The sequence below is a fragment of the Robiginitalea marina genome, from assembly GCF_024006985.1.
GTDB classification, from domain to species: domain Bacteria; phylum Bacteroidota; class Bacteroidia; order Flavobacteriales; family Flavobacteriaceae; genus Robiginitalea; species Robiginitalea marina.
Genome location: NZ_JAMXIB010000007.1, coordinates 15,469 through 41,289 on the forward strand (window position 1 = coordinate 15,469; position 25,821 = coordinate 41,289).

General features: G+C 54.9%; 20 protein-coding genes. 13 read left to right on the top strand and 7 right to left on the bottom strand.

Annotation, left to right across the window (positions count from 1 at the left end):
* Positions 1–4 precede the first annotated feature (4 nt).
* The 5 genes from NG653_RS09795 (at position 5) to NG653_RS09815 (ending at position 6,469) form a co-directional block, all read left to right on the top strand.
* Positions 5–2,107, top strand: a complete 2,103-nt coding sequence (locus NG653_RS09795; RefSeq protein WP_252741524.1) for a TonB-dependent receptor plug domain-containing protein — start codon at positions 5–7, stop codon at positions 2,105–2,107.
* A 28-nt stretch (positions 2,108–2,135) separates the two neighbouring features.
* Positions 2,136–3,011 carry an IPT/TIG domain-containing protein gene (locus NG653_RS09800; RefSeq protein ID WP_252741525.1) on the top strand — a complete coding sequence of 292 codons (876 nt, stop codon included), beginning with the start codon at positions 2,136–2,138 and terminating at the stop codon, positions 3,009–3,011.
* Between the two features lie 6 nt (positions 3,012–3,017).
* Positions 3,018–3,452: a DoxX family membrane protein gene (locus NG653_RS09805; RefSeq protein WP_252741526.1), complete on the top strand. Its 435-nt coding sequence runs from the start codon at positions 3,018–3,020 to the stop codon at positions 3,450–3,452.
* Positions 3,453–3,690: 238 nt separating this feature from the next.
* Positions 3,691–5,673 carry an adenylate/guanylate cyclase domain-containing protein gene (locus NG653_RS09810; protein WP_252741527.1) on the top strand — a complete coding sequence of 661 codons (1,983 nt, stop codon included), beginning with the start codon at positions 3,691–3,693 and terminating at the stop codon, positions 5,671–5,673.
* A gap of 175 nt (positions 5,674–5,848) precedes the next feature.
* Complete coding sequence (locus NG653_RS09815) at positions 5,849–6,469, top strand: HD domain-containing protein (protein WP_252741528.1); 621 nt, start codon at positions 5,849–5,851, stop codon at positions 6,467–6,469.
* Here the strand turns inward: NG653_RS09815 and NG653_RS09820 are convergent.
* Positions 6,466–7,020, bottom strand: a complete 555-nt coding sequence (locus tag NG653_RS09820) for a Pycsar system effector family protein (RefSeq protein WP_252741529.1) — start codon at positions 7,018–7,020, stop codon at positions 6,466–6,468. The two genes, NG653_RS09815 and NG653_RS09820, sit on opposite strands and share 4 nt — an antisense overlap.
* 321 nt (positions 7,021–7,341) lie before the next feature.
* Between NG653_RS09820 and NG653_RS09825 the strand changes: the two genes are divergently transcribed.
* The 5 genes from NG653_RS09825 to NG653_RS09845 all read left to right on the top strand — a co-directional run bounded on the left by NG653_RS09825 (position 7,342) and on the right by NG653_RS09845 (position 17,652).
* Positions 7,342–13,299 carry a S8 family serine peptidase gene (locus NG653_RS09825; protein ID WP_252741530.1) on the top strand — a complete coding sequence of 1,986 codons (5,958 nt, stop codon included), beginning with the start codon at positions 7,342–7,344 and terminating at the stop codon, positions 13,297–13,299.
* A gap of 135 nt (positions 13,300–13,434) precedes the next feature.
* Entirely contained in the window at positions 13,435–15,018 is a 1,584-nt protein-coding gene (locus NG653_RS09830) for a glycoside hydrolase family 32 protein (protein WP_252741531.1), read from the top strand.
* 66 nt (positions 15,019–15,084) lie between these two features.
* Entirely contained in the window at positions 15,085–15,867 is a 783-nt protein-coding gene (locus NG653_RS09835) for an MlaE family ABC transporter permease (RefSeq protein WP_252741532.1), read from the top strand.
* Between the two features lie 3 nt (positions 15,868–15,870).
* Positions 15,871–16,653 carry an ABC transporter ATP-binding protein gene (locus NG653_RS09840; RefSeq protein ID WP_252741533.1) on the top strand — a complete coding sequence of 261 codons (783 nt, stop codon included), beginning with the start codon at positions 15,871–15,873 and terminating at the stop codon, positions 16,651–16,653.
* Positions 16,654–16,656: 3 nt separating this feature from the next.
* Positions 16,657–17,652 (top strand): MlaD family protein, encoded by a 996-nt coding sequence (locus NG653_RS09845; protein WP_252741534.1) that lies wholly within the window; start codon positions 16,657–16,659, stop codon positions 17,650–17,652.
* Positions 17,653–17,806: 154 nt separating this feature from the next.
* Here the strand turns inward: NG653_RS09845 and NG653_RS09850 are convergent, their stop codons facing one another.
* Positions 17,807–18,316 (bottom strand): nicotinate-nucleotide adenylyltransferase, encoded by a 510-nt coding sequence (locus NG653_RS09850; RefSeq protein WP_252741535.1) that lies wholly within the window; start codon positions 18,314–18,316, stop codon positions 17,807–17,809.
* 294 nt (positions 18,317–18,610) lie between these two features.
* Between NG653_RS09850 and NG653_RS09855 the strand changes: the two genes are divergently transcribed.
* A complete protein-coding gene (locus NG653_RS09855) occupies positions 18,611–20,335 on the top strand; it encodes an adenosylcobalamin-dependent ribonucleoside-diphosphate reductase (protein ID WP_252741536.1) in 1,725 nt (574 codons plus the stop codon).
* Between the two features lie 34 nt (positions 20,336–20,369).
* Here NG653_RS09855 and NG653_RS09860 read toward each other — a convergent pair whose 3' ends face one another.
* From NG653_RS09860 to deoC, 4 genes are all read right to left on the bottom strand, one after another.
* Entirely contained in the window at positions 20,370–21,029 is a 660-nt protein-coding gene (locus NG653_RS09860) for a WG repeat-containing protein (RefSeq protein WP_252741537.1), read from the bottom strand.
* A gap of 96 nt (positions 21,030–21,125) precedes the next feature.
* Positions 21,126–21,578 carry a DUF2267 domain-containing protein gene (locus tag NG653_RS09865; RefSeq protein ID WP_252741538.1) on the bottom strand — a complete coding sequence of 151 codons (453 nt, stop codon included), beginning with the start codon at positions 21,576–21,578 and terminating at the stop codon, positions 21,126–21,128.
* 106 nt (positions 21,579–21,684) lie between these two features.
* Positions 21,685–22,383 carry a purine-nucleoside phosphorylase gene (gene deoD / locus NG653_RS09870; protein ID WP_252741539.1) on the bottom strand — a complete coding sequence of 233 codons (699 nt, stop codon included), beginning with the start codon at positions 22,381–22,383 and terminating at the stop codon, positions 21,685–21,687.
* Positions 22,380–23,060: a deoxyribose-phosphate aldolase gene (gene deoC / locus NG653_RS09875; protein ID WP_252741540.1), complete on the bottom strand. Its 681-nt coding sequence runs from the start codon at positions 23,058–23,060 to the stop codon at positions 22,380–22,382. Before deoC ends, deoD begins: the two co-directional genes overlap by 4 nt.
* A 126-nt stretch (positions 23,061–23,186) precedes the next feature.
* Here deoC and NG653_RS09880 point away from each other — a divergent pair, with 126 nt between their 5' ends.
* Both NG653_RS09880 and NG653_RS09885 read left to right on the top strand, forming a co-directional pair.
* Complete coding sequence (locus NG653_RS09880; protein ID WP_252741541.1) at positions 23,187–24,038, top strand: universal stress protein; 852 nt, start codon at positions 23,187–23,189, stop codon at positions 24,036–24,038.
* Between the two features lie 19 nt (positions 24,039–24,057).
* Positions 24,058–24,906, top strand: a complete 849-nt coding sequence (locus tag NG653_RS09885) for a universal stress protein (protein WP_252741542.1) — start codon at positions 24,058–24,060, stop codon at positions 24,904–24,906.
* Positions 24,907–24,918: 12 nt separating this feature from the next.
* Here NG653_RS09885 and NG653_RS09890 read toward each other — a convergent pair whose 3' ends face one another.
* Complete coding sequence (locus tag NG653_RS09890; protein WP_252741543.1) at positions 24,919–25,779, bottom strand: universal stress protein; 861 nt, start codon at positions 25,777–25,779, stop codon at positions 24,919–24,921.
* Between the last annotated feature and the right edge of the window lie 42 nt (positions 25,780–25,821).

The following is a 25,821-nucleotide window of genomic DNA, read 5'->3' on the forward strand; positions in this document are numbered from 1 at the left end:
TAGAATGAGTCTAAATAAAAATAGTCGCTTCTATTTTTTTCTTCTTTGGGTGCACCTCTACGGGTTTTCCCAGGTTCCTCTTCCCGCCCAGGATTCCATTCTCACGGAAAACCTCGACGAGGTAGTGGTATCTGCCACCCGGACCCTCCGGCAACTCTCTTCCCTCCCGCTACCCGTAACCCTGGTTTCCGCGCAGCAAATCCGGCGTACCGGGGTGACCCGCCTCAATGAAATCCTCAACGAACAAACGGGCATCCTGGTGGTGCCCGATGCCACTATCGGGGGCGGGGAAGGGGTGCAGATCCAGGGGATTGCCTCCGATTATGTTTTGGTCCTGATCGACGGGGTCCCCGTGGTGGGCCGCAGTTCCGGAAATCTCGACCTCAGTCGCCTGGCGGTGGGCAACATCGCACAGGTGGAGATCGTTAAAGGGCCCTCCTCGAGCCTGTTCGGCTCTGAAGCCCTGGGCGGGGTGATCAATATCATCACCGAGGATCCCAAATCGGAGACCATCAGCGGCCAACTGGCCCACCGGGCGGCCAGTTTCAACAACCAGAACACCAGCCTGAACCTGGGCCAGAAGGCCGGTCCCTTCAGTTACGGTGTTTTCCTCGACCGCCTCAGTACCGACGGCTTCGACCTGGCCCCCGGGCAGGAGGGCCAAACCGTGAACCCCTTTGTCAATTATACCCTGAACGGCCGCGTGCGCTGGCAAGCCGGTGAAAAGCTGAAGCTGCTGGCCACCGGCCGCTATTTTTCACAGGAATTCGACATCTCGCCCAGCAACAGCGAGGAAACGGACTTCAACCTGCTGCTGCGCGCCGAACACGACCCTTCGGAACGATTCAACGTGCAGTACGAGTTTTATTTCACCCGGTACACCACCAATGAAAATGCCCTGGACCCCCTGGATGAAACCCTCCTGCTGGAAAATGATTTTGACCAACGCCTGCTGCGGCCGGAAGTGCGCCTGAGCTATTCCTTTACGCCCGGCAATACCCTGACTACAGGGGCGGGGATGAATTTTGAGCGGCTTGAGCGAAGCCTGTTTTCCAGTTCCCCCCGCTTTGATTCCCAGTACATTTTTGCCCAGTACGACTTTACCCCCCTGCGCGCCCTGAACCTCATCCTCGGGGCCCGGTTCGACCACCACAGCGAATACAATTCGCAATTCAGCCCGAAGGCTTCAGCCCGATACGACCTCAGCCGGGCCCTGTCGCTGAAGGCATCTGTAGGGAGCGGGTTCAAGGCCCCCGATTTCAGGCAGTTGTACCTCGATTTCACAAATGCCTCCGGGGGCGGCTATTCCGTAATGGGGAAGGAGGTGGAAGCCGCCGGGATCAGGCAATTGCTCGATGCGGGCCAGGTGGCCGGCCTGGCCGTACCCCTGGAGGACCTGGGGGAGCGGCTCGATGCAGAGCGCTCGGTGGGCATCAACCTGGGCCTTAGGTACCAAAAAGGGAAGTGGACCACCGAACTGAATTTTTTCCGGAACGATTTCCGAAACCTCATCGATACCCGCATCCTGGCGACCAAAACCAATGGGCAGGGGGTATTTGGATACCTGAACCGGGAGGAGGTATTTACCCAGGGGGCGGAGCTCGACCTGCGTATAGCCCCCCTGGAAAACCTTTCGGTTTCAGCGGGGTATCAACTGCTTTTCGCCTACGATAAGGAAAAGCAGCGCGAGGTAGAACGCGGTGAGGTCTTCGTCCGCGATCCTGAAACCCTTGAAACCGTGCGCCTGGGACGCCCGGACTATTTCGGCCTGGAGAACCGGTCGCGACACAGCCTGAATTTAAAGGCGTTTTACGAGCTGCCTTCCCTCGATGCCTTTGCCAACCTCCGGGTGGTCTACCGCAGCCGTTTTGGCCTGACGGACCGAAATGGCAACGACCTCCTTGATGTCTTTGACGATTCCTTTGTAAAGGGGTATGCCCTGGTAAACCTGGCTTTCGGGAAGACCTTTTTCGATCATTACGAATTGCAGTTTGGGGCAAACAACCTGCTCGATTTCAAGGGGAACAACCCCCTGGCCGCCCAGGACAGCGAATTGCTGGTAAACCCGGGCATCCAGCTTTTTGCGAGAGTATCCTTTGAATTTTAATCCATAATCAACTCTAAATCCTAAAACAATGAAAACAGCCATGAGCGTATTGACCGCAGCCTTCCTGCTCCTCACTTTTGTCAGTTGCAGCGATGATGACCCCGCTCCGGGGACCGAATTCAGCATTGCCTCCGTAAGCCCGGAGTCCGGAACGGTGGGGACGGAAGTTGTGATCACCGGCACCGGTTTCCCGGAAGAGGCCACCGGCCTGCAACTCACCTTCGGCGGGGTTAGTGCCCCGATAGTTTCCCTTACCCCCACCCGCATCACCACCACGGTGCCTTCCGGGGCCACCTCGGGCGAGATTCGCCTGAGCGCGGATGGGTTTTCGGTTCCCGCCCCGGGATCCTTTACCGTGCTTTCCGATCTGGTTTCGACTACCTATTCCAACCTGCCGGCCCCCCAGACGGGAGGGCAGGGCGAGCCGGTAGGCGGGCCCTTCACCCGGTTCAGTTTTGAAACCGGTGAGATTACGGAAAGCGAAACCGAATGGGATATTGCCTTCCGGGGCACTACCATTGCCGTAAACGGAGGCGTCGCCACGGGTACCGCGGACGAACCCGTCCGGAACGGGGAAGCAGGTGCAACCCTGGTATCAGGGCTCTTCGACGAGGTCGCCAGTGCCGCCGGGTTGTCTTTTGCCCAGGATGCGGTAGGGGCCTTTGCGATCCCTTCGGGAAGCGGTGCCGGATGGTATAACTACAACCCGGCCACCTTTACGATCAATCCTATCCCCGGGGCGGTTTTGGTGTTCCGCACCCACGACGGGAAAGTGGCCAAGGTGGAAATCCTGAGTTATTATCGCGATGCCCCCGCCCAGCCGAATGCTTTCACCGATGAGGCCCGGGTTTACACGTTCCGGTATGTCTATAACCCCAATGAGGGGGAAACCCAACTAAATTAAACCGAAATGAGATACGTCTATATTCTGCTTCGCCTGATCCTGGGCGGCATGATGCTTTACGGGGGTGTACAGAAGTTCAGCAAACCCATACCAGAACCCCTGCAGGTGGTGGAAACCGCGCAAAAATTTACCGATCCGGACAAAAAAAACACCCTTCAAAAGGTCCTTTATATCAGCGGGGCTAAACAAACCGGCTACTTTTGGCAGGTCCTGGGGGTTTGTGAATTGCTTTTCGGGCTGTTGTTGCTCCTGCAGGGCACTTCCCTGATCGGGGCGCTCTTCCTGTTGCCGATAACCCTGCATATCTTCCTGTTCCACCTGTTCCTGGAACGGGATGAACCCCTGGAACTCTTCCAGACTGCCGGGCTTTTTGCCATCAATATCGCCCTGGTGCTCAAGGAACGCCGCCGTTGGAAACCCTTGTTGTGGCTTCCATGGTAATCCCCTTTTTCAGCCCCTGCCCCCGTGCAGGGGCTTTCTCTGCAGGGCGGCCCGGGGGTTTGCAGGGCCTCCCCGCATGAACGACTGCGGTTCTGCGTCAAAATACATGCGGGTTTAAGGAGTTTCCGGAAAACAGACAAATGGCCACTGGTTTCGGATTGTAATTCTTCAGTTTTGGATGGCGGTATTTCATCCCGTTCCGATTGTTTGCTTCACAAATAGTCCTATTTTTACCACCATGGGAAGTGCCTTTTTAGCGGGAATGTGCCATGGGACCACCCGGGCGGTGGTTCTGGCTTTTTTGCTTTTGCCCCTGTTCGTTTTGGCTCAGGACCAGGTCCCGCAAAAGGGTAGCGGTACTGCACAGGGAGAAAGGCAAACCGATTCCCTTAAGGTCCAGGCCTTGCTGGGCCAGTTTAACCAGTTTAGGGGCACCAACCCGGATTCAGCCATTTACGTTTCCCGGAAGGCCGTGGAACTGGCGGGGGAAAGTGGTTTTGAAGCCGCTAAAGCCCTGGGGCTTAAGAATATCGGCATCATCAATTTCGACAAGGGCTCGTATCAGGAAGCCCTGGACTACTTTAACCAATCCCTTGAAGTCTATGAAAAGGAAGCCGACACCGTAGGGATAAGCAACCTGCAGAACAATATCGGTTCTGTATATCAAACCATAGGGGATAACCCCAGGGCGCTGCAATATTTTATCAATTCCCTGAGGAATGGGGAAAAGGTGGAAGATTCCCTTCGCATGGGCACGGCCTACCTGAACATCGGCACGGTGTATTCCAATGACAGGAATACCTACCCGGAAGCCGTGGAAAATTTCCAGCGGTCGATAAACCTGTTCGAGAAAATCGGTTATGACATCGGGGTTGCCGTAGCCAACATCAATTTCGGGGAATGGTACCTGAAGCAGGAAGAACCTCAAAAGGCCCTGCCCATTCTCAGAAAGGCGCTGGATGGGTTCAGGGAAACCGGCCTGGACCCCTCCCCCCCTTTGAATTTTATGGGAAAGGCCTACCTGATGGATAAGCAGTTCGACCAGGCCAGGCAATATTTTGAGGAAGCCCTGTTGCTGGCCAGGGAGAAAAAAAATATCTCAGAAGAAACCAAAGCCCTGATCGGGCTGGGAAAAACGGCAATCGAAAACAGGAGGTACGCGGAAGGGGTAACCCACCTGAAGAAAGGGCTTGAACTGGCCCGGGCAACAGGCGTCCTGTACGATTTGAAGGAGATCTATGAGAGCCTCTCCGTGGCATATTCTGCGCTGAATGACTACAAAAATGCCTTCGCTGCACAAAGGGATTATTCCCGGGTACAGGACTCCATACGCTCGGAAGGCTATGAGAATCAAATGGGGAACCTAAGGGTGCAATTTGGCCTGGAAAATGCCGAAAGGGAAAATGAACTGCTCAAAGCCCAGAACAACCTCAACGCCCTCCAAATCGAAAAAGATGCCAGGGCCAAGCAATTGCTCTATGTAATCCTGGGGTTGTTCGTGGCGATCATCGCAGGTTTTATTTTCCAGTTTTTCTATGTCCGGAGGTCCAACCGCCGCCTGGCCTTTGAGCGAAACCGCTCCGAGCAGATCCTGCTGAACATCCTCCCCAAGGAAACGGCCGATGAACTGAAAGAGCATGGATTTATCAAAGCCAAAGAATTTGAGCAGATTACCGTATTGTTCACGGACTTCAAGGCATTCAGCCTTATTGCGGAACGGATCTCCGCGGAGAAGCTCGTGAAGAGCGTGGATTATTATTTCAAGAACTTCGATGCCATCACGGAACGCCATAACCTGGAGAAAATAAAAACCATTGGGGATGCCTACATGTGTGCCGGCGGAATCCCCAGCGCCAACAACACCCACGCCCGGGATGCCATAAAAGCGGCCATGGAAATCCTGCAGTTCGTGAAAGAAACGGAATTGAACCCGCCCCCGGGAATTTACCCTTTCAAGATCCGCCTGGGGTTGAATTCAGGCCCCGTGGTGGCAGGGGTAGTGGGTACCAGGAAGTTTGCCTATGACATCTGGGGGAACACCGTGAATATCGCCGCCCGTATGGAATCGGGCTCTATCGCAGGCCGGATAAACGTTTCCGAGAACACCTACGAACTCCTGAAGGATGAATTTGAATTTACCTACAGAGGGGAAATGGAAGTGAAAAACGGACAGGTGCTGAAAATGTATTTTGCAGAGGTCCCCGAAGGATCGACGGCCTGATTTCATGCACCGGGAGATCGTTTCATGAAAAAATATGCTATATTTCCAACGCAAACCCCTTGTTTACCCCATTGAAAACCTCCTCCCGGCAGAGTAGATCGAACGAACCATGCAATAAAACCACATGGTTGCAGTTTTGGTACTATGGGGAATCCGTTATCCAGTTTAGAGATATATGGAATTAGAAAATATCAGCGCATACCCGGAAATTTGCCACAAAATCCTGGATAACCTGTCCCGGAAGCTCCCGGCCCACCTGACCTATCACACCCTGGGGCATACGATAGACGTGGCTAATGTATGCAACCATTACATCGATTACTACATGGTTGCAGATTCCGTGGCCAGGCTGATCCGCATCGCTGCTGTGGCCCATGACTATGGGTATATTGTTTCCCCGGAGGGCCATGAAGAACGCAGTATCGCGGAGGTTCGCCCCTTGCTTTCCGATTACAGCGAACGGGAAATTTCCCTGATTGAGGGGATGATCAGGGCCACCAAGGTTCCCCAAAAGCCGCATAACCTCTATGAGGAAATCCTTGCGGATGCCGACCTCGACTACCTGGGCCGGCAAGACTACCCACAGCTGAGCGGCAGACTCTATGAGGAATTCCTCCATTTTGGGGTGGTGGCCAATGACTCCCAATGGCTTGCGGTACAGATCAAATTCCTGGAAAGCCACCATTTCCACACCGACTGGGCCAAAAGGCACCGGAGTGACCCCAAGCAACAGGTATTGAAAAGGCTTAAGCAACAGGCCTCCTCGGCGCCGGAATCCTCACAAAAGGCTTCTTAAGAGAACAGGGAAATAACCACGGTGATGATCCCTATCAGCATGGGGACAAAACTGTACACCAGGTTCCTGACCGAGTTGTTGACGTCGCTGAATTTTTTGGAAGCGATCAGGGAATTCACGTAAATCTGCTGCCCGAGCTGGTGGTTTAGTTCCTCCTCATTTTCAAGGAGTTTCGAAAAATTCTTTGAGAAGGAGTGGATGTCCCCATAATGGGTGATCACATCGTGGAAGAAAAACATGTTTTTGTCGAACTTGGTCTCTATCTGTGGCAGAAAGCACCTGAAGCTAAAATAGATAGACCGGCACACAAAAAACACAAACACCACGAGCACGACAATAAGGAAAAAGCTCAGGCGAAAGGAAGTCTCCAGGGTGGTGATCATCTGAAGGATTACCCCCAAAAGCAAGCCGTAAAAGGAAATGATAAGGCCCGCCTTGATTTCTGAAGACCGGTTAAGCCCTACGATGTATTCTATGGTCTCCCAGTAAACGATAAGTTTTTCCTCGGCGTTTAACCAATCCCTGCGTTGTGCGGGTTCTCTTTTTTCCATTGGTTTTCAGGTTGGAGCCTAAAGGTACTAAATTAACAGATGGTTTTTTGGTTCGGGGAGCCAATCCAAGGATTAAGGAATTAAATGAACACGGTCATAACCGGGAGGGATCCGGCCCTGCCCATTCAACCGGGTTTTTGTGCACTTAATACATAAATCACTGAAAGTTAATAATTTTTGACTCAACGAGAGCCTGAATTTTGTATATTCGGTCGGCTTTTAAACCGGCGTGTCCGGCAGGCCGCATGCCAGAGCTCCCCAAAGCTTACCTACTCCTTTCCTTTGAATTGAACCGCTTAATGTTGTGTTAAAAACTCAACTATGAAAAACCATTACTGCGGCCTTTTCAGGGGAAGCCGAATACCTGCTTTCTCCCTGTTTGTCTTTTTCTTTTTAACGGCCTTTCCGCTTTTTGCCCAGGAATACACCACCACGGGGAATTCCTCAGACTGGACTGATCCAATTGCCTGGGAATGTCAGGGGGGTGGCTGTAACCAGAACCCCACCCCGGGAAACAATATCCGGTCTACGGTAACGGTTAACCACGACATCACCTATAATGCCAATTCGAATATCACGGTTCGGAACAGGGGGGTACTCATTGTTTCCGGGGCAACCCTTACCAATAACAGCAACCTGGAGGTAAGTTCGGGGGGGACCTTTATTGCGGATAAGGCCGAGGTGCTCATAGGCCCCGGGATTTTAAACAATAACGGGGTTATAGAACTCACCAACTCCCTGGTTACCAAGGATGGTAACGTAATCAATAATGGCGAAATCACCCTGAACAATTCCTGTTTCAGCCTGTTGTCCGGGAATTTTAACAACAACAACCTGCTCCTAGGGGTAGGGGGTGTTAAGGTCCTTTCGGGGAACGCGAGCAATAGTGGTTCCTGGAGTCCCGACATCCTTTATTTTCTGGCCAACAATGGAAGCGGCCTCCCGGGATCGCCCAGCACCCAGGAGGAAGTGGATGCCGTTTGCCGCTGTGCCATTACAAACTGCGATATTGAATATGCATACGATTTTGCCTTTAAAACCCCGGGCAAACTCAGCCCGGCCCTGCTGTCTCTTGCCCGCACCTATTCTGATTTGGATGCGGCCGGAAATCAGGCCAATTTTTACGACCCTCTGATTTATACCCTGGACGAAAAAAGCACTGCGGACCTGAATGATGATGAGGTCCTGGTGGAAATTGTGGTGACCAATACCCAATACGGAGCGCTGCAAGCCATATTGCAGGCGCCACCATTCAGTAAAAACCTCACGCCATTCGAAGACGGGGGCGATCTCTTATCCGTATACAATCAGACCGCGACAAGGCTGGTCATCTCACTGTATGTACAGATTTCCAATCTGCTGCTGCTGGATGAGGAACCTTCTTTGAACCGGGTATACGAACCAGCACGCCTTACCAACAATGAAATCACAAGCCAGGGGCATCTGGCCCAGGGTTCGCTGGCCGGAAATCGCGGCTGGTTGGTCGATGGGTCAGGCGTTGGTGTTGCCGTGATTTCGGACAGCTTCAGAACGGGGGATCTAGCAGGGTACAATAATGACGTGGAGGATGGCGAATTGCCCGGCAATGAGATTGTCCTTTTCGACCTTCCGGGAGGGGGCAGCGATGAGGGGCGGGCCATGTTGCAGATTGTCCATGATGCAGCCCCGGGCGCCCAATTGTATTTCAGGACCGGGTTTATTTCTGAATACGATTTTGCCGAGGGAATAGATGAATTGGCGGCAATTGATGGGGTGGATATCATCGTCGATGACCTGACCTACCTCAAAGAACCCTATTACAAAGATGGAATCGTAGCCCAGGCCATCGAGAATGCGGTAGGTGCCGGAAAACTGTATATCAGTGCGGCCGGAAACTTTGGCAGCCGTTCCTATGAGTCGACTTTCAGCGGCACCCCCACCTCGGATGCTACTATTTACCGACATAATTTTGGGACCTCCAATGGTTTGCAAAAACTGGAGAATTTGGGCCCGGGGCTTTATGTGATCGGGCTTCAGTGGGATGACGATTATTATTCCCTTGGAGACGCCTTTGGTGCGGAGGTAGATTTGGACATCTACCTGACCGATGCCGAAGGCAACAAACAGTTCGGTTATAACTGGAACAACAATGGGGCCGACCCCATAGAACTGATGTATTTCCGGGTAATCAACCCCACCACTACCTATATAATGATCGAACAGGCAGGGGGCAACACTTCTGTTCCCTTTAAATATGTGGTGTTCAGGGCCGGCAATGACGGACAATTTGTCGCCGATCCGCCCCTGGAGGCTTCCACTATTGTGGGCCACAACAATGCGGCCAGTAATATGGCTATTGGAGCGGTTCGATGGGACGTAACGCCCAACTGGAGTGGGATCGTGGCAGAATTCGATGAAAACAGCGGGCAACCAAGGACATTCACTGCTCAGGGATCTTCCTCCAGGGGGGGTACAAGGATCAGCGGTGAAACAACCCTGAGGCAACAACCTGTGCTGATGGGCCCTACAGGGGTGAACACTTCGGTGGACCTTGGCGGCCCCAGGGGGACTGATTTTGTTGTGAAAGATAAATCGGGGAATACGTTGGAACCAGACCCCAACAACAACCCCAATTTCTTTGGAACCTCTGCCGCAGCCCCACACGTGGCCGGGGCCGCAGCGCTATTGATACAGGGGGTGCAGAAATACCTCACCGATGAAACAGGGGCGCTTTTGGTCAATCCGGCAGACTATTCGGCTCGTAAACTTCTGCTTGATTATGCCGTACCTCTGGCAGGGCAAGCCGCAGTGGATGGAAAGCCGGTATATGACAAAACCAATGGCAATGGATTCCTTTCAGTGGACGATGCCCTCGGTTCCTTTGCAAACCCGGCTCCCGGGTTTGGCCGGTTCAATTATGATGACCTGCTGGCCACAAACCCGGAGTATGTGCCCGGAAGTGAGCCCTTTTATCTGATCATCGAAGGGACTGACTTTACCCCTGAAACGGAAGTGCTCTTCCGGGGGGTTCCCCTCACCCAAAACCAGCTATTGGCGAATGGCGATCCCGGGACGTTGACCGATCAGGAATTGGCAAATTACCTGCAAACCTACTGGGTTATCGATGAAAACACCATAGCCCTGTACCTGGACGCCTTTATAGGAGACCCTTCCATTATCATTTCGACCCCGCCAAATGATTCCCTTACTAACGGGACCGATGGAGGAGACGTGGAAACCCCGCCATTCGGCGAAATCACCCCGGTAGACGTGGTTATTAAGCCCGATAATGTATCGCGCCTTTACGGGCAGCCAAATCCGGGCTTTTCATACTCAATATTTAAAGAGGGCGAAGGAGGATCACTAATTGAGGTTACCCCGGAGAATGTTGCCGAACTGTACCCGAATAACCAGGATATCCTTGACTTGTTCTTCGATGACCCGGATACCACTGACCCCGTTTATATCGACAATATTGCCTACACACTGGCAGACGGGTCGGGTAACGCGGTTGCGCTCGATGATCCGCTGATCGATGTGGATACCTATGACATCGATATAGACCAGGGTTCCCTGGCTGTAGATCCGGGCCTCGGGGAGTTGTTTACTATTTCCTACATCAGCGGTAAATTGTCCGTGGAGCCGATGCCCGTAACCATAGAGGCGGTTTTTGCCGGCAATGTGACTGAGTTTGAATACGGGACTCCCATCCCGGATATTGAATTTGTGTATACCTATGCTACCCCCGATGGAACAGCTGTCCCCATTGCGGAAGCAGCAAAGGCGGAATTCGAAACCCGGCACACCAGTGGCTTTAACCTGGTCAATGGGTTCAGCCTGGTGAACGGCTTTAGTCTTGTAAACGGCTTTAACCTGGTCAATGGTTTTAGCCTGGTCAATGACGAACCAACCATCAATGGTTTTTCACTCGTAAACCGGTCCTTCTTTGTGTCGGAAACGACCGAGAGTGCAGCCATAAATTCCGAGCCACAGGCCAATGGCTTCAGCCTGGTTAACGGCTTCAGCCTGGTCAACGGTTTTAGCCTGGTCAATGGCTTTAGCCTGGTGAACAGCGAATCCTCGACCTCCACAGACCCAGTGAAGGTCATCCCGATTTCTTCGAATCTGTTTGTGCAGGTAAAACAAGATGAAGAAAGTGAGAATAGCGATATTACCTCGATTGGTGGAGGTGACTTTTACAATTATGCGCCAGAGCCCATCGATTCGCAGGCAAACGGCTTTAGCCTGGTCAATGGCTTTAGTCTTGTAAATCGGGATGGAATAATCAATGGGTTTTCGCTTGTCAACGGATTCAACCTTGTCAACGGGTTTAGCCTGGTGAACGGGGATCCGACAACGAATGGCTTCAGCCTGGTGAATGCCGCAAATACCACCAATTTCTTTAGTACGACCAATGGCCTTAATCTGGTGAACGGATTCAGCCTGGTCAATGGCTTTAACCTGGTCAACGGGTTTAGCCTGGTCAACGGCTTTAACCTGGTCAATGGCTTCAGTCTGGTGAATGCCGATGGGACCACCAATGGCTTTAGCCTGGTAAACAGCGATCCCACCTCCGGAACCGGTGCGCCCGGAACAGCCGTGGACCAGCCCTTATTGCTGCTAAATGACGTGGATAGTTATTTGAGCAATGTGGAAGGAGTGCCCATTAAATTGAAGGCGATCACGGTCCTGACCGGGTTGCACGCCGGGCAGCACGCCATTGTGCCCCCCGCCGTCCTTTTTGACAATGAGCCCGGTGGGCAGTTCAAGAAGCAGAACTATAAGGTCTACACGAAGCCGACGCTTTATACGATCACCCCTGCGGCTCTGACGGTGACGACTTCCGACTTCCCAGCCCCGGGCGATACCCCGGTAGTTTACGGGGATTTCGGGGGCGAGGTACAGCCCGATTTCGGCTACGAGGCCATCGGACTGCAAAACGGTGATTCGAAGGAAGAGGTACTGGCCGGGATCAGGCTTTACGCAGACTGCACGGTTTGCCCTGAGGGCAAGTATCCGGCTAATTCGGTGGGCTATGACATCCTCGCCGACCTGTCTGCCCTTACTTCGGCTTCAGCGGGAAATTATACTATTGTGTTTACGACGGACCAAAACCTGATTGGCAAGTTCAGGGTCGACCCATTTGCCCTGACGCTGAAAGTCGATGACGGGGCCGAGATCACTTATGGGGCCGACGGACCGTTTGATTTTCCGTATACGCTGAGCACGGGGGATGCCGCCTGGACGGAAGCAGACCTGCCTTATGGGGAAACCCGCGTGGAAATTTTTGCCTCCCTGACCTTTGACCCGGCCACGGGTTGCCTCCTTCCGGATCCGCTTCTGGCTTCTGCAGTGCCTGTACAGGCCCCGAATTACGAGGTAACCTATCAGCCCGGAAGCCTGACGGTAAACCCGGCCCCCCTTGAGCTGCAGGTAGGGACGGAATTCATTTCCCTGGGCGATCCGATTCCTTCCAGTTTCGAGGTCATCGCCAATGGACTTGTGTGTTTCGATACGCCGCCAACGGGATTGACCTTTACCGTTTACGACGCCTCCGGCAACCCGGCGCAGGGTGCCCTGGCGGAGGGGCCTTATGGAGTTCGGGTAAACACTCCCATCCCGGGATTTGAAAATTATAGTATCACCCAGGTACCGGGCACCCTTTTCGTAAACCCGGAAGTGGGCTGTAATGACCGGATCAAGGCCGCAGACATTTGCCGTAGCCCGGCCAGCCTGCCGGATGATCCCCGGATCAACACCTTGGTACGCTTTACTTACATCAATTCCCTCGATGTCCCGATTTACGTGCCTTACGATACCAGGGAAAACAAGTTAAAGGGGAATGCAGTCTTTATCGGCGAGGCACCTTCCCTGTTTTTGCCCGGGACCCACACCTTTGAAATCTACACCGACGGGGGCAACCTGCAGTGGGAGATCATTACCCCGGGATGCAGCAGCGCCTCCAAGTCAGCCAATGGCTCCAATGCGAACCCCTGTGGGACCGCCTTCACCAGCAAGGTGGAGGAATTGGATTCCTTTACCCGGGAGGTCGAAGAGGATGCGCCAAAGGCTTACCCAAACCCGGCCACGGACTACCTCACCCTTTTTGTGGGCAATATGGAAGGCGCAGTGCGGGTTTCCGTCTTCGACGAAGTGGGCCGGCAACTGATGACCCGCGAGTACTCGGCGGCCGGGCAGGCGGAAGTCTACCTCGACCTCAGTGCCCTGAAACCGGGTATCCTGTTCATACGGACCGAAAACCAGGGGAACACCGAGGTGTTCCGGATTATCAGGCAATAAGAAAAATAACCAACCATTTCTTACATGCCGGGGGGCTGGACATCGTCCGGCCCCCTTTTTTTATGAGCCGTTCGCAGGAATAGTAGAAGGCAGGACGGGTTTTTAGTATCTTGGGAAAACTAAGCCTTACCATCCATGCACTTCAACCGAATACTGCTCCTTGTAATATGTTTCGCCTCCCTGTTGGCCTGTAAAGGGGAAAAACCGGAACCCTCCCTTATCGAAACCGGGAAGCCCCGGGCATATGGGGAGCCCCATCGCCCCCGGTTCCATTTTACCCCCCCGGCCCAATGGATGAACGACCCCAACGGCATGTTTTACCTCAATGGGGAATACCACCTGAGCTACCAGTACTACCCCGACAGTACGGTCTGGGGCCCCATGCACTGGGGCCATGCGGTTTCCAAAGACCTGGTGCGCTGGGAACACCTGCCCATCGCCCTGTACCCCGATTCCCTGGGATATATCTTTTCCGGAAGTGCCGTGGTGGATCATGACAACACTTCCGGCCTGGCTGCCGGGGATACCCCGGTGGTAGTGGCGGCCTTTACCCACCACGACCCCGTGGGGGAGCAGGCCGGGGCGAACGATTTCCAGAAGCAGAGCCTGGCCTTTAGCCCCGACGGGGGACGCACCTGGACCAAATACGCCGGAAACCCCGTGCTTGCCAATGAAACGGGCATTCGGGACTTCCGGGACCCCAAACTCATCTGGCATGAACCCACCGGGAAGTGGATCATGGCCCTGGCTGTGTACGACCGGGTACAGTTCTATGCCTCCCCCGACCTCAAGCAGTGGACCTATTTGTCGGAGTTCGGGATCCCGGGCGATACCCGCCTTTGGGAATGCCCCGACCTCTTTCCCCTGCTGGACCCCGAAACGGGCGAGACCCGCTGGGTTTTGCTGGTAAGTATACAGCAGGACGCCCCAAACGGGGGTACGGCCACTTCTTATTTCATTGGCGATTTTGACGGTACCCGCTTTCTCGCTGACCCCGACCGCCAGCAATGGCTCGACTGGGGGACCGACAACTACGCCTTCGTGACCTGGGATAACGCCCCGGTTTCCCCGGATCGTCGGATCGGCATCGGGTGGATGTCTAACTGGCAATATGCCCAGCAGGTGCCCACCGAAGCCTGGCGCTCGGCAATGACCGTGCCCCGTGTCCTAAGCCTGAGGCGGGAAGGGGAGGGGTATTTCCTGGCCTCCGCGCCGATTGGGGCCCTGGAGTCCCTCAGGGCGGAAGAAACCCGCCTGGGCAGGAGGGTTATCATTGGGGAACAGGAAATACAGGGCAGTTTCTCGCCCGACCGGTGCGAACTGCTCCTTCAGACCGACCTGGAACGGACCACGGCCAGTTTATTTGGGATCACCCTGACTAACCCCGGGGGCGACCGGTTGATCATCGGCCTGGACCGGGAGAACGGGCAGGTGTGGGTCGACCGGCGCAATTCCGGGCCAAAGGGCTTTTCGGATGCGTTCTTCGTGGGGCCCCATTCTGCCCCCCTGGATTTCGGGGAAGCCACGATGGACCTCAGGTTGCTGCTCGATGTGGCTTCCCTGGAACTGTTTGCCGGGGAGGGGAAGCTGAATTTCACGGAGGTGTTTTTTCCCTCCAGCCCCTTTCAGACCCTTACGGTTTGGGCCCAGGACGGGGAGTGGGTCCTCTCGGACGGCCGCGTGTATTCCCTTGGGGGGATTTGGGAAGAGGCCCAATAAGGGCCCGGCTTCCCCTGACATTCGTCATTCCCGCCCCGGCGGGTTTGGGGTACCTTTATCATTGGCATGGACTATTTGGAAAACATTTGGGTCAGGATTATCACTTTCCTCCGGGAAACCGGGGAACTTGCTGAATTCTCGGGAAGGTTCTTCAGGGAAGCCTTCCGCCCCCCCTTTGAATTCCGGGAGTTCCTGCGCCAGTGTTACCAAATGGGCAACCGTTCCCTGATGCTCGTGCTCATCACCGGGTTTATCATTGGCCTGGTACTGACCCTGCAATCGCGGCCCACCCTCATCGAATTCGGGGCGGAATCGTGGATGCCCAATATGGTGGGAATTTCCATCGTCAGGGAGATCGGGCCGGTGATTACGGCCCTGATCTGCGCGGGCAGGATCGCGTCGGGCATTGGGGCCGAACTGGGTTCCATGCGGGTGACCGAACAGATCGATGCCATGGAGGTGTCGGGCACCAATCCGTTCAATTACCTGGTGGTGACCCGGGTAATGGCCACTACCTTGATGCTGCCCCTGCTGGTCATTTTCGGTGACCTCATTGCCCTGTACGGGTCTGCCCTGGTTGAATATTTCAAAGGGGCCATGAGTTTTCGCCTGTATTTTAATTCGGTATTCGACGCCCTTTCCTTCGGGGATTTTATCCCGGCCACGGTTAAGTCGTTCTTTTTTGGTTTTGTAATCGGCCTGGTTGGCTGTTATAAGGGGTACTACTGTAAAAAAGGGACGGCGGGGGTCGGTAAAGCAGCAAACTCGGCGGTGGTGATGGCTTCCCTGCTGGTCTTTTTTGTGGATTTTATGGCCGTCTTCATCTCCGACATCTTTTACGAACTCTAAGGCATGGAAACAGGAAGGCCACATAGCCAGGCACCACAGAGGGAAACGCCCCCCAAAGCAGTGATCCGGATCCGGGACCTCCACAAGCGTTTCGGGGAGAACCACGTTTTGCGCGGCTTTGACCTCACCCTATACGAAAAGGAAAACCTGGTAGTGATGGGGAAATCCGGGTCGGGCAAATCGGTCATGATCAAATGCCTGGTAGGGCTTATGGAACCTGATGAAGGGATGGTGGAGGTCCTCGGGCAGGACCTCGCGACCCTCGACCGCCAGGAGCTCGACCGCCTTCGGTCCGACATTGGATTCCTCTTCCAGGGGAGTGCCCTTTACGATTCGATGACCGTGCGGGAAAACCTCGAGTTCCCCCTGCGTCGCCACCGCGAAAAACTCGGTCACTTTACCGATACGCTTCCCCTGGTTACCGAAGCCCTGGAAAGCGTGGGCCTGGCCCATGCCATCGACCTTATGCCGGAAGAGCTCTCCGGGGGGATGAAACGGCGGGTAGCCCTGGCCCGGGCCCTGATCCTCAAGCCCAAACTCATCCTGTACGACGAACCGACCAGCGGCCTTGACCCGATCACTTCCAAGGAAATCATCGGCCTGATGCGCAGCATCCAGGGCAAATACGGCACGGCTTCCCTGATCATTACCCACGATGTGGATTGTGCCCGGGTCATTGCGGAACGCATCCTGTTGCTGGTAGACGGGATAAACTATGCCGAGGGGAGCTATGGGGAACTCTCTCAGAGCACCGACCCCAAGGTGGAAGCATTTTTTAAAAAATAAGACATGGCAACAACAACTTCACAATATGTCCGACTTGGTTTTTTCGTGATCGCGGGAAGCCTGCTCCTTTTGGCAATGGCCTACCTGATTGGGAATGACCAGAACATTTTCAGGCCTACCTTCCGGATCACCTCGGTTTTCAAAAACGTCAACGGGCTGCAGGAGGGCAACAACGTCCGCTATTCGGGGATCAATGTGGGCACGGTGGAAGCCATCGTCATGGAGAACGATACCAGCATCCGCGTAACGATGGCTATCGGGGAAGACATGCTTAGGCACATCAAGGGCAATGCCATTGCCATGGTAGGGTCCGACGGGCTGGTGGGCAGCATGCTGATCAATATTTTGCCTGGGGAAGGGCCCGGGCAACCCATCAGGGATGGGGATGAAATATCCTCGTTCAGCCGCATCACCACCCAGGACATGCTCACCACCCTGAATGTTACCAATGAGAACGCCGCCCTGCTTACAGAAGACCTCCTGGAGGTCACCCGCGCCCTGCGCAAGGGTTCCGGGGTACTGGGCAAGCTGCTGAACGACAGCCTGCTTGCGGGGGACCTGAAGGAGAGTTTCCACAACCTTAAAATCAGCACGGACCAGTCGAGGCAGGCCGTGACCCGCCTCAACCACATGATCGGGCAATGGCGGCTGGAGGAGAGCGCCCTGACCCTGTTGATGGATGATCCCGCGTTTGCGGACCAACTCCGGGGGGTAGCGGCCCGACTCGACAGCTCGGGCCGGGAAATCAACGACCTTACCCAACGGCTTAATGGCCTGGTGGGAGGGTTGCAGGACGGTGAAGGTACCCTGGGGCTCCTACTGCGCGATACAGCAATGGCCGCAGAAATACGCCATGGGCTCAAACACCTCGATTCCGGGCTGGTTAAATTCGACCAGAATATGGAGGCCCTCCAGCATAACTTCCTGACCCGCGGGTATTTCCGAAAGCTCGAAAGGGAACGGGAAAGGGAGCGCAGGGCAGAAGAAAAGAACCGCTAGCATCCCAGGGTCGCGGCGAAACAGAAAACCGCCCCGAAAACTTCGGGGCGGCCCGCCAGCCCTGTGGGGTTACCTTAGGGCTGTACTCCGGATAAAAAAGGGACAATCGGATGCAAAACACTGACATGCAAATACCCCTTGTAGCATCCGACCATTAAAGGAAGTTGCCCTTGTCATCCAGTTTTATCCGTATTTTTTTATCCCCATTCTCCAGCGTGAGTTTGTAGGACTTTTCTACGCCTTTGGTTTGGTGATACTTCACCAAATAGGTGTCCTCACTCACGGTCCATCCGGGGAATCGATCCAAAACGGCATTGCTCACGCTTTCAGGGAGTTTGACGTTTTTGAACTTCTCAATCGTCCGGAGGATTTTTCCATCCTTGTCATAAGCGGCGAGGATTTTCCCATCGGGGATGAAAAAGCGGATTTGATAGAAATCATAATCGTCCTGGTAGTAATCGGAATCTTCCAGGTTAAACGCGGCCACTTTCCTTTCGAGCATTTCTACCGGGATGGCAGCGGGTTCTTCAGAGGCCACACTATTCAGGTATTTGTAATTGGTGGCATACAAAACAACTTCGGATAACTCTTCAGTTTTTATGACTTGCGCCATGATCGGGCTGGTCAACCCGAGAATCAACAGACCTAAAATGAAATTTTTCATACCTTCTGATTTTGGGTTAATAGGTTGCAGGCCCCTTCTCCAGGCCTTAGCGTAAAAGTAAATACCGCCTGTTCCCCTGACAATGACCTGTATCAGTGGAGCGGCAAGTGTTTCCCCTTCAAGTGTTCCCCCTTGTGGTTTAATGACCAACGTCATTTGGGGGGTGCAGCCATTTAGGTAGCTTGAGCCCCGTACGGCATGGGATCGCATTATGGCCAAAGCCAGATTACCCTAAGGGTTTTTATAGGGGTAGCGAAGGCCACCTATGGTAATGATTTTCCGCTACCGTGTTAAATGGAGGTTATGCTCACCGACAATGCCATAGAAATCCTCAGGGCCCGCTACCTGGCCAGGGATGAAGCCGGGAAGGTGGTGGAAACCCCTGCCCAATTGTTCAGGAGGGTGGCCAGGGCGGTTTCTATGGCGGAAGCGTGTGACCGCCCCCTTTGGGAGGAGCGTTTTTTCCGGCTTATGGAACAGGGGGAATTCCTGCCCAATTCCCCGACCCTGATGAATGCGGGCCTGCCGGAAGGGCAGCTCAGCGCCTGTTTTGTCCTCCCCGTGGGGGATACTATGGATGCCATTTTTGAGTGCCTCCGCCACACGGCCCTGATCCACCAGAGCGGAGGGGGTACCGGCTTCAATTTCTCATCCGTCCGACCCCGGGGGGACCGCACGGGCAGCGGTCCGGGAACGGCCTCGGGTCCCCTGGCGTTTATGCAGGTTTTCGACGAGGCCACCCGACAGGTACGGCAGGGGGGCAGGAGGCGGGGGGCCAATATGGGCATCCTGGAGTGCACCCATCCCGATGTTTTGGCCTTTGTCCGCAGCAAGGAAGACCCCTCCCAGTTGCAGAATTTCAACCTTTCCGTAGGAGTTTCGGACCAGTTTATGAAAGCGGTGGAACGGGGGAATCCCTGGGCCCTGTATAACCCAAGGGATGGAAAGCAATGGGGGGAGCTGCCCGCCCGGGAACTCTGGGGGGCTATCGGCCAGCAGGCCTGGAAGCGAGGCGATCCCGGCCTGCTTTTCCTTGATACGATCAATGCCGGGAACACCGTTCCCTCCCTGGGTCGGTTACAGGCCACCAACCCCTGCGGGGAGTTGCCCCTTTACCCCTATGAAAGCTGTAACCTGGGTTCGGTGAACCTCAGGGGCATGGTGCGGAAGGACCTGCAAGGACACCCCGGGGTCGACTGGGAAAGGCTGGGGGCCACCGTGCGTACGGGCCTTCGCTTCCTGGATAACGTGATCAGTGTGAACCGGTTCCTCCTGCCTCAGGTGCGGGAGGTGACCCTGGCCAACCGGAAAGTGGGCCTTGGGGTTATGGGGTGGGCCGAACTCCTGATCGAACTGGGGATCCCCTATGCGTCGGAGCAGGCCGTGGACCTGGCGCGCAACGTAATGGGCTTTATCAGGGAATGCAGTTATGAGGCCTCGGAGGAACTCGCCCGCGAGCGGGGTCCCTTCCCTAACTGGCCCGGGAGTGTATTTTACCCGAAGCGCCCCCTAAGGAATGCCACTTGCAACAGCGTGGCCCCTACCGGGAGCATTTCCGTTATTGCCGGCACGTCCTATTCCATAGAACCCCTTTATGCCCTCGCTTTTAAGCGGGTGGGAATCCTGGAGGGTGAAACACAATGGGAAACAAACCAGGTAGCGTACCGGTGGCTCCTGGAACGGGGGCTTTGGACCCCTGACCTGGAGCAACACCTGCGCGACAACGGTGGAGTGTCCGGATACCAGGGGATGGCCACCGGGGTACGGGAGCTCCTGGCAACCGCCCATGAAATCCCCTGGGAATACCACCTGGCCCACCAACAGGCCTTCCAGGAACACACCGACAATGCGGTCTCAAAGACGGTAAACCTCCCCCGGGAGACGCCGGAATCCATGGTTTCTGAGGTGTATTGGAGGGCCTGGGAACTCGGCCTCAAGGGGATTACGGTATACCGGGATGGTTCCCGGGAAGGACAGGTGTTGCAGCATTGCAGCCGCAGCGGCCCATGCGAGGGCTGAGCCGGGGATAGGTACCCCCGGACGGTTTCCAGGGTCAATACTGTATTTTACGGACTTCCCATTTGCCCGGGGTGGTTTCCACGGCGACCAACTGGTTGCCAAGCAGTTTCGCCCGGACAGGCGGGAGGGAATACCGCCTTTTTTTCATCAGGATGTCCTGTACCTCGCCAAGGGGCCATACGGCTTCTCCCTGCGGGTTCAGGACCACTTCCGTAAAGGAGTAGTCATAGATATTCAACTGGAAATTATTGGTGCCCCGGAAGGTCTTTTTCACATGGACCCCAATGGCATTTCCGTTTTGGAATTCCGTCAGGTTCAGGTATTCCGGCTCAATGGCGGTGCGGCCTTCCGTGTCGATGAACCCGTACACGGGGATCTCTTCTTCCCCAAGGGCCCGGATCATGCACCGCCCGTCCTGAAAGTGCGGGTAGGCTACAGCCCTGACCCCGAGGGCCTCCGGGTCCGGGGAGGCATTCCACACCAGGTCATCCCTGAAATCGATCACCAATTCCCCGTCGGTATTGATGAACCCCCACTGGTCTGCTTTGCGGACGGCGGCCAGGCCTTCATGGAAGGGGGCCACCTGGTCGAGGCCTTCGAGGAGGGGTTTGTTCAGGGTTTTCAGGGATTGTGCCTGTGCGTTCCACAGCAGGCCGGGGAGTAGTATTACCAGGAATAGGACGAGTCTTTTCATGGGTCTTCAATTTAGATTCGACAAATACGGTATACGGGCATCCTGCCCCGTTTCAGGACAGGATACCCGTAGTGTTCTCATTTTTTTGGTTCCCGTTCAGAACATCAAATTGGAGTAGATCATATGCTTCAGGTCCTTGGGAAGGGAATCCCGTATGTCCTCGAGTTCGCCGAGGGAAACCGTGTTTCTGAGGAAGGTAAACGTGAGCTGGATATATTTTTCCGCCAGATCGTCGTCGTACCCGAAATCATTCACCGCGGCTGCCCCGTCTTTTTCCCGGACCAGTTCTATGAATTCCTCCATGTGTTTGATTCGCGGGGGCCTGCGGCGGGTGGTCCAGCCGTTTACATAAATGGCTTTGAGGAACATGGGAAACTGGGCCACCATCTGCAGGGACTCTTCAAAAGGGATAATGTCCCTCAGCGCGTAAAGGGTTGAGGTTAGTACCCGGCCCCCTTTGTCGAGGTCTTCTCCAAACCCCATATGTGCTGTGTACTCCTTGATGAAGGTATGGCCTTCATTGGCGTACTGGTTGAAATTTAGTGCCATGGTCGTATGGTTTAAGGGTTGGCCATAAAGATCCCCTATTTCCCATGGACCCGAAATGACCTGGGTCAATTGCAGTTTGAAAACGAAAGGCAATAAGGGAATGCCCTTACCGGCAATACAGGGCAAGGGAAACCATCTCGGAAAAGGACCGTTCCCGCTGGGTGGCAGAAGTCCGCTCCCCGCTGATCAGGGAATCGGAGATGGTCAGGATCGACAGGGCGCGCACCCTGTGCCTGGAGGCCAGGGAATAGAGCCCGGCCGTTTCCATTTCCACACAGAGCACCCCGTAGTCGGTCCAGGCCTGGTAGGCCGGGTCGCTTTCAGGATAAAAGGTGTCTGTGGAAAGGATGTTCCCTGCGTGGAATGAAAGCCCAAGCGCACTGGCTCCCCCGATGGCTTTCTCAAGCAGGCGAAAGTCTGCTGTGGGTGCGAAAATGCCTTGAGGAAAGACCTCCTGGAGGATGGAGGAAGTGGTGGAAGCACTGACGGCGATGACCAGGTCGCGTAACCCGAGGTCCGGCTGCAGGGCGCCAGCCGTCCCAACCCGGATAATGGTTTTCACCCCGTAGTCGCGGATCAGCTCATTGTAATAGATCAGGGCCGAGGGAATCCCCATGCCGCTCCCCTGTACGGAGACTTTTTTCCCCTGGTAGGTACCCGTGAAACCCAGCATCCCCCTGATGCGGTTATAGCAGGTGACATCCTCCAGGAAGGTCTGTGCAATCCATTCCGCCCTCAGCGGATCGCCGGGCATCAGAACAAAGTCGGCGATTTCGCCAGGTTTTGCGCCTATGTGCAGACTCATAGCGGTTCAGGGTTATCGCCCTTGACGATTGCAGGCCCGGAGGACGTCCCGATTCGGGTGGCCCCGGCCTGCAGGAAAGTCCTGGCGGTTTGGGTATCTCGTATCCCGCCGGAGGCTTTCACCTGCATGGTTTCCCCGGCAATTTCTTTCATCAAAAGCACATCTTCCACCGTGGCCCCTGCGGGACCGAAACCCGTGGAGGTCTTTACAAAATCCCACCCCGACTCCAGGGCCAGCCGGCAGGCCAGGCGTTTTTCCTCCTCGTTGAGGTAACAGGTTTCCAGGATGAGTTTTAGGACAGCCTTTGGGGCGATTGCCCGAAGTTGGCGCAATTCTTCCGCGACCTTTTCGGGGGCCCCGGATTTGAGCCACCCGATGTTGACCACCATGTCCAGCTCCCCGGCCCCGTCCCCGAGGCAGGCTTCGGCCTCCCGGCATTTGGCCGGGGTTGATGAATTTCCATGGGGGAACCCAACCACCGCTGCCAGGCCGACCCCGCTCCCCTGCAGCATTTCCCGGGCCACCCCAAGCCAGCAGCCGCTTACGCATACCGCCCTGAAGTGGAATTCCAGGGCTTCGCGGCACAGGTTGCGGATGGCGGCCTCCGTAGCGGTGGGCGCAAGCAGGGTGTGGTCGATAAACCGGGCCAGGGATCTGTTGTGCGACGGGTCGGACATGCCGTAAAGATAATGATATTTGGGTGCACCACAGGGGTCATTGGGCGGAAAGGGAACTGACAGAAGTCATAGTAGGGCCCTTTGGCCCGGAGTACCTTTAAAAGGAACAATAACGAAGGACCCGAAATGAAAACGATCCTGATTCCCACCGATTTTTCCGATAACGCCTGGCACGCGATTGCCTATGCTATGAACTTTTTCAAGGATGAGCCCTGTACCTTTTACCTGCTGCATACCTATTCCCCGGCATTCTACCGGATGGATTACGTGTTCGGCGGGCCGAGTTTCAGCGCCATCCCCGACGTAGGGGTCGACATTTCGCTGATGGGCCTTGAAAAGACGCTCGAAGATATCAAAAAGGTTTACGACAATCCGCGCCACCAGTTTGAGCTTGTCTCCTCCTTCAACACCCTTACGGATGAGGTTGAGGACCTGGTCGGTTCCAGGGGGATCGACCTTGTGGTAATGGGTACCAAGGGGGCCAGCGGGGCCAAGGAACTTTTCCTGGGGTCCAATACCGTTTTTGTGATCCGCAAGGGCAAGGCCCCGGTTATGGCCATCCCCGAGCAGGTAAAATACCACCCGGTGCGCAATATCCTCTTTCCCAGTGATTACCTGAACCGTTACAAGCCGGAGGACCTCCTCCCTATACTGAAGATCGCCCGGATGCACCAGGCCCGGTTTACCCTTTTGCACGTCAACGAAGAAGGGGGGCTCACGTTGGAACAAAAAGACAACAAAGCCCACCTGGAGCGGCACCTTGAGGAATTGGAATACGAGACCGTGGAGCTCGAGGGCCAATTGATGCCGGATGCCGTTTTGGCCTATATCGAGGAACACCCGGTGGACCTTCTGGTGATGATGAACCGCAGGCACTCCTTCTTCGAGAGGCTCCTGTTGCGGCAGAATGTCGACCAAATTGGCTTCCACGTCAGGATCCCTTTCCTGGTGGTACCCGATACGTCCACAACCCGGTAATCGCTCAATGAGAAATGCCATGAAAACCATATTGTTGCCCACCGATTTTTCAAAGAATGCCTGGAATGCCCTGTTTACGGCCCTGAAACTCTACCACGACCAGCAGTGCCTGTTTGTGCTGCTCCACACCTTTGAACCGGAACTGGCCAACATCCTTGGCGATCGGGGTGAAAAGCGGCTGGGGACCATCTACCAGTCGCTGGAAGTGGAATCAGCAGCCAAAATGAAGGAAATCACCGATTACCTGGCGAAAAACCACCAAAACCCCAGGCACCGGTTCCAGGCCCTATGTCGCCCGGGCGACCTGATCGCCGTGGTACGGCAAAGGATGGAAGCCCACCCTGCCGATATGATTATTATGGGAACCCAGGGGGCCACGGGGGCTGAACGTGTCTTTTTAGGGAGCAATACGGTGCGCATGCTCAAAAACATACGGAACAAGCCCGTTATTGCCGTCCCGGAGTCCTACGACTTCCAGTGGCTGCGCAGTGTCATCTTCCCAACTGATTACATGCAGCACTATGAAGATTTCGAACTCCGGCCGCTGGTCGACCTTATCACCGACTGGAAGGCTACCCTGCACGTGGTCTATGCCGCCCGGGAATTTGCCCTGAAACCCAAACAGGAGTCCAACAAGGCCTTGCTCCGGACCCGTTTTAAAGGGCATGCCGTAAGGTTTTCAGAAATACCCCTCGACAAAACCCTGTCCAAAACCCTTACTGACCACAGCAATGCCCAAAAGGCGGACCTCCTGGCCCTGATGCATCACAAGCACTCGATCTTCGAAGGACTGGCCAAAGAAAAAGTGGTAAATCGAATCGCTTTTGACTCGAAAATACCACTTTTGATCCTGCCTCAATTCCTCTGAGACCGGCCAGGTTCAGAAGAACATCGTCTGCAGGTTTCGCTCATTGAAACTCAGCAGGGGCAACCGACTGCTGGAGGCCATTTTTTTGACCAGGTCCCCATGGAAAATTTTCTTGGCCGCCCCTTTTTCCATTCGGTCCAGCATGGCGATCATCCCGGCATGCCTGTTTTTGGAGTAATCCTTCAGGGAGTGGATGATGTTGTCGGATTCCAGTACCTCGTAATGGATTTTGTCGTAGTCGATTTTCTGGGCCACCATTTCCCTGAACCACTCCATCTGCGACTGTCCGGCGTATTCCTTGTCCATGGTCACGTGTACCACCCTGATGTGGGCATCCCACAGGCGGGCCAGGGCCACTACCTTTTCAAGGGCCCTTAAATCTTCCACCTCAAAATCGGTGGCATAGACCAGGTCGGTTACTTTCTCGAACCGATGGTCAGCGGGCACGGTCAGTACCGGGCAGGGGGCTTTGTCGATCAGCTTTTTTGCGGTACTGCCCATCACCAGTTCCCTCAGGAGGCTCTCCCCCCGCATCCCCACGACGATTAACCTGACATGCCAGTCGGTAGCTTTGGAGATAATCCCCGAAAGCACCGACATGTTTTCCACAGGTTCGAAAATGACTTCCCCGGGCTGCTCCATCTCCCCGGCATATTCCTCATAGAATTCGACGAGGCGGGTGCGTTCGTGCCGCGAAGTGTCTTTGCGCAGGTCCGGGAACGGGGTCTGGAGCTGGGTGCCCAATATGGTTGGAAGGTCATAGACATGGGTAATTACCAGCCGCATTCCCAGCATGTTACTCAGGGTATTGGCGTAACGCATGGCGCTAACAGAAGCCATGGAATAATCGGTTGCATAGAGTATTGATTTCATCTGGGTTAATTTTGAGATAGTTTCAATCGAATGCCATAAAGA

What these genes read in the sequence shown, in the direction of transcription:
- NG653_RS09795 (WP_252741524.1), top strand. Translation starts at nt 5, where the DNA reads ATGAGTCTAAATAAAAATAGTCGCTTCTATTTTTTTCTTCTTTGGGTG.
- NG653_RS09840 (WP_252741533.1), top strand. Translation starts at nt 15,871, where the DNA reads ATGGAAACAGGAAGGCCACATAGCCAGGCACCACAGAGGGAAACGCCC.
- NG653_RS09830 (WP_252741531.1), top strand. Translation starts at nt 13,435, where the DNA reads ATGCACTTCAACCGAATACTGCTCCTTGTAATATGTTTCGCCTCCCTG.
- NG653_RS09855 (WP_252741536.1), top strand. Translation starts at nt 18,611, where the DNA reads ATGGAGGTTATGCTCACCGACAATGCCATAGAAATCCTCAGGGCCCGC.
- NG653_RS09800 (WP_252741525.1), top strand. Translation starts at nt 2,136, where the DNA reads ATGAAAACAGCCATGAGCGTATTGACCGCAGCCTTCCTGCTCCTCACT.
- NG653_RS09805 (WP_252741526.1), top strand. Translation starts at nt 3,018, where the DNA reads ATGAGATACGTCTATATTCTGCTTCGCCTGATCCTGGGCGGCATGATG.
- NG653_RS09890 (WP_252741543.1), bottom strand. Translation starts at nt 25,779, where the DNA reads ATGAAATCAATACTCTATGCAACCGATTATTCCATGGCTTCTGTTAGC.
- deoC (WP_252741540.1), bottom strand. Translation starts at nt 23,060, where the DNA reads ATGTCCGACCCGTCGCACAACAGATCCCTGGCCCGGTTTATCGACCAC.
- NG653_RS09810 (WP_252741527.1), top strand. Translation starts at nt 3,691, where the DNA reads ATGGGAAGTGCCTTTTTAGCGGGAATGTGCCATGGGACCACCCGGGCG.
- NG653_RS09885 (WP_252741542.1), top strand. Translation starts at nt 24,058, where the DNA reads ATGAAAACCATATTGTTGCCCACCGATTTTTCAAAGAATGCCTGGAAT.
- NG653_RS09815 (WP_252741528.1), top strand. Translation starts at nt 5,849, where the DNA reads ATGGAATTAGAAAATATCAGCGCATACCCGGAAATTTGCCACAAAATC.
- NG653_RS09850 (WP_252741535.1), bottom strand. Translation starts at nt 18,316, where the DNA reads ATGAAAAATTTCATTTTAGGTCTGTTGATTCTCGGGTTGACCAGCCCG.
- NG653_RS09880 (WP_252741541.1), top strand. Translation starts at nt 23,187, where the DNA reads ATGAAAACGATCCTGATTCCCACCGATTTTTCCGATAACGCCTGGCAC.
- deoD (WP_252741539.1), bottom strand. Translation starts at nt 22,383, where the DNA reads ATGAGTCTGCACATAGGCGCAAAACCTGGCGAAATCGCCGACTTTGTT.
- NG653_RS09825 (WP_252741530.1), top strand. Translation starts at nt 7,342, where the DNA reads ATGAAAAACCATTACTGCGGCCTTTTCAGGGGAAGCCGAATACCTGCT.
- NG653_RS09845 (WP_252741534.1), top strand. Translation starts at nt 16,657, where the DNA reads ATGGCAACAACAACTTCACAATATGTCCGACTTGGTTTTTTCGTGATC.
- NG653_RS09865 (WP_252741538.1), bottom strand. Translation starts at nt 21,578, where the DNA reads ATGGCACTAAATTTCAACCAGTACGCCAATGAAGGCCATACCTTCATC.
- NG653_RS09860 (WP_252741537.1), bottom strand. Translation starts at nt 21,029, where the DNA reads ATGAAAAGACTCGTCCTATTCCTGGTAATACTACTCCCCGGCCTGCTG.
- NG653_RS09835 (WP_252741532.1), top strand. Translation starts at nt 15,085, where the DNA reads ATGGACTATTTGGAAAACATTTGGGTCAGGATTATCACTTTCCTCCGG.
- NG653_RS09820 (WP_252741529.1), bottom strand. Translation starts at nt 7,020, where the DNA reads ATGGAAAAAAGAGAACCCGCACAACGCAGGGATTGGTTAAACGCCGAG.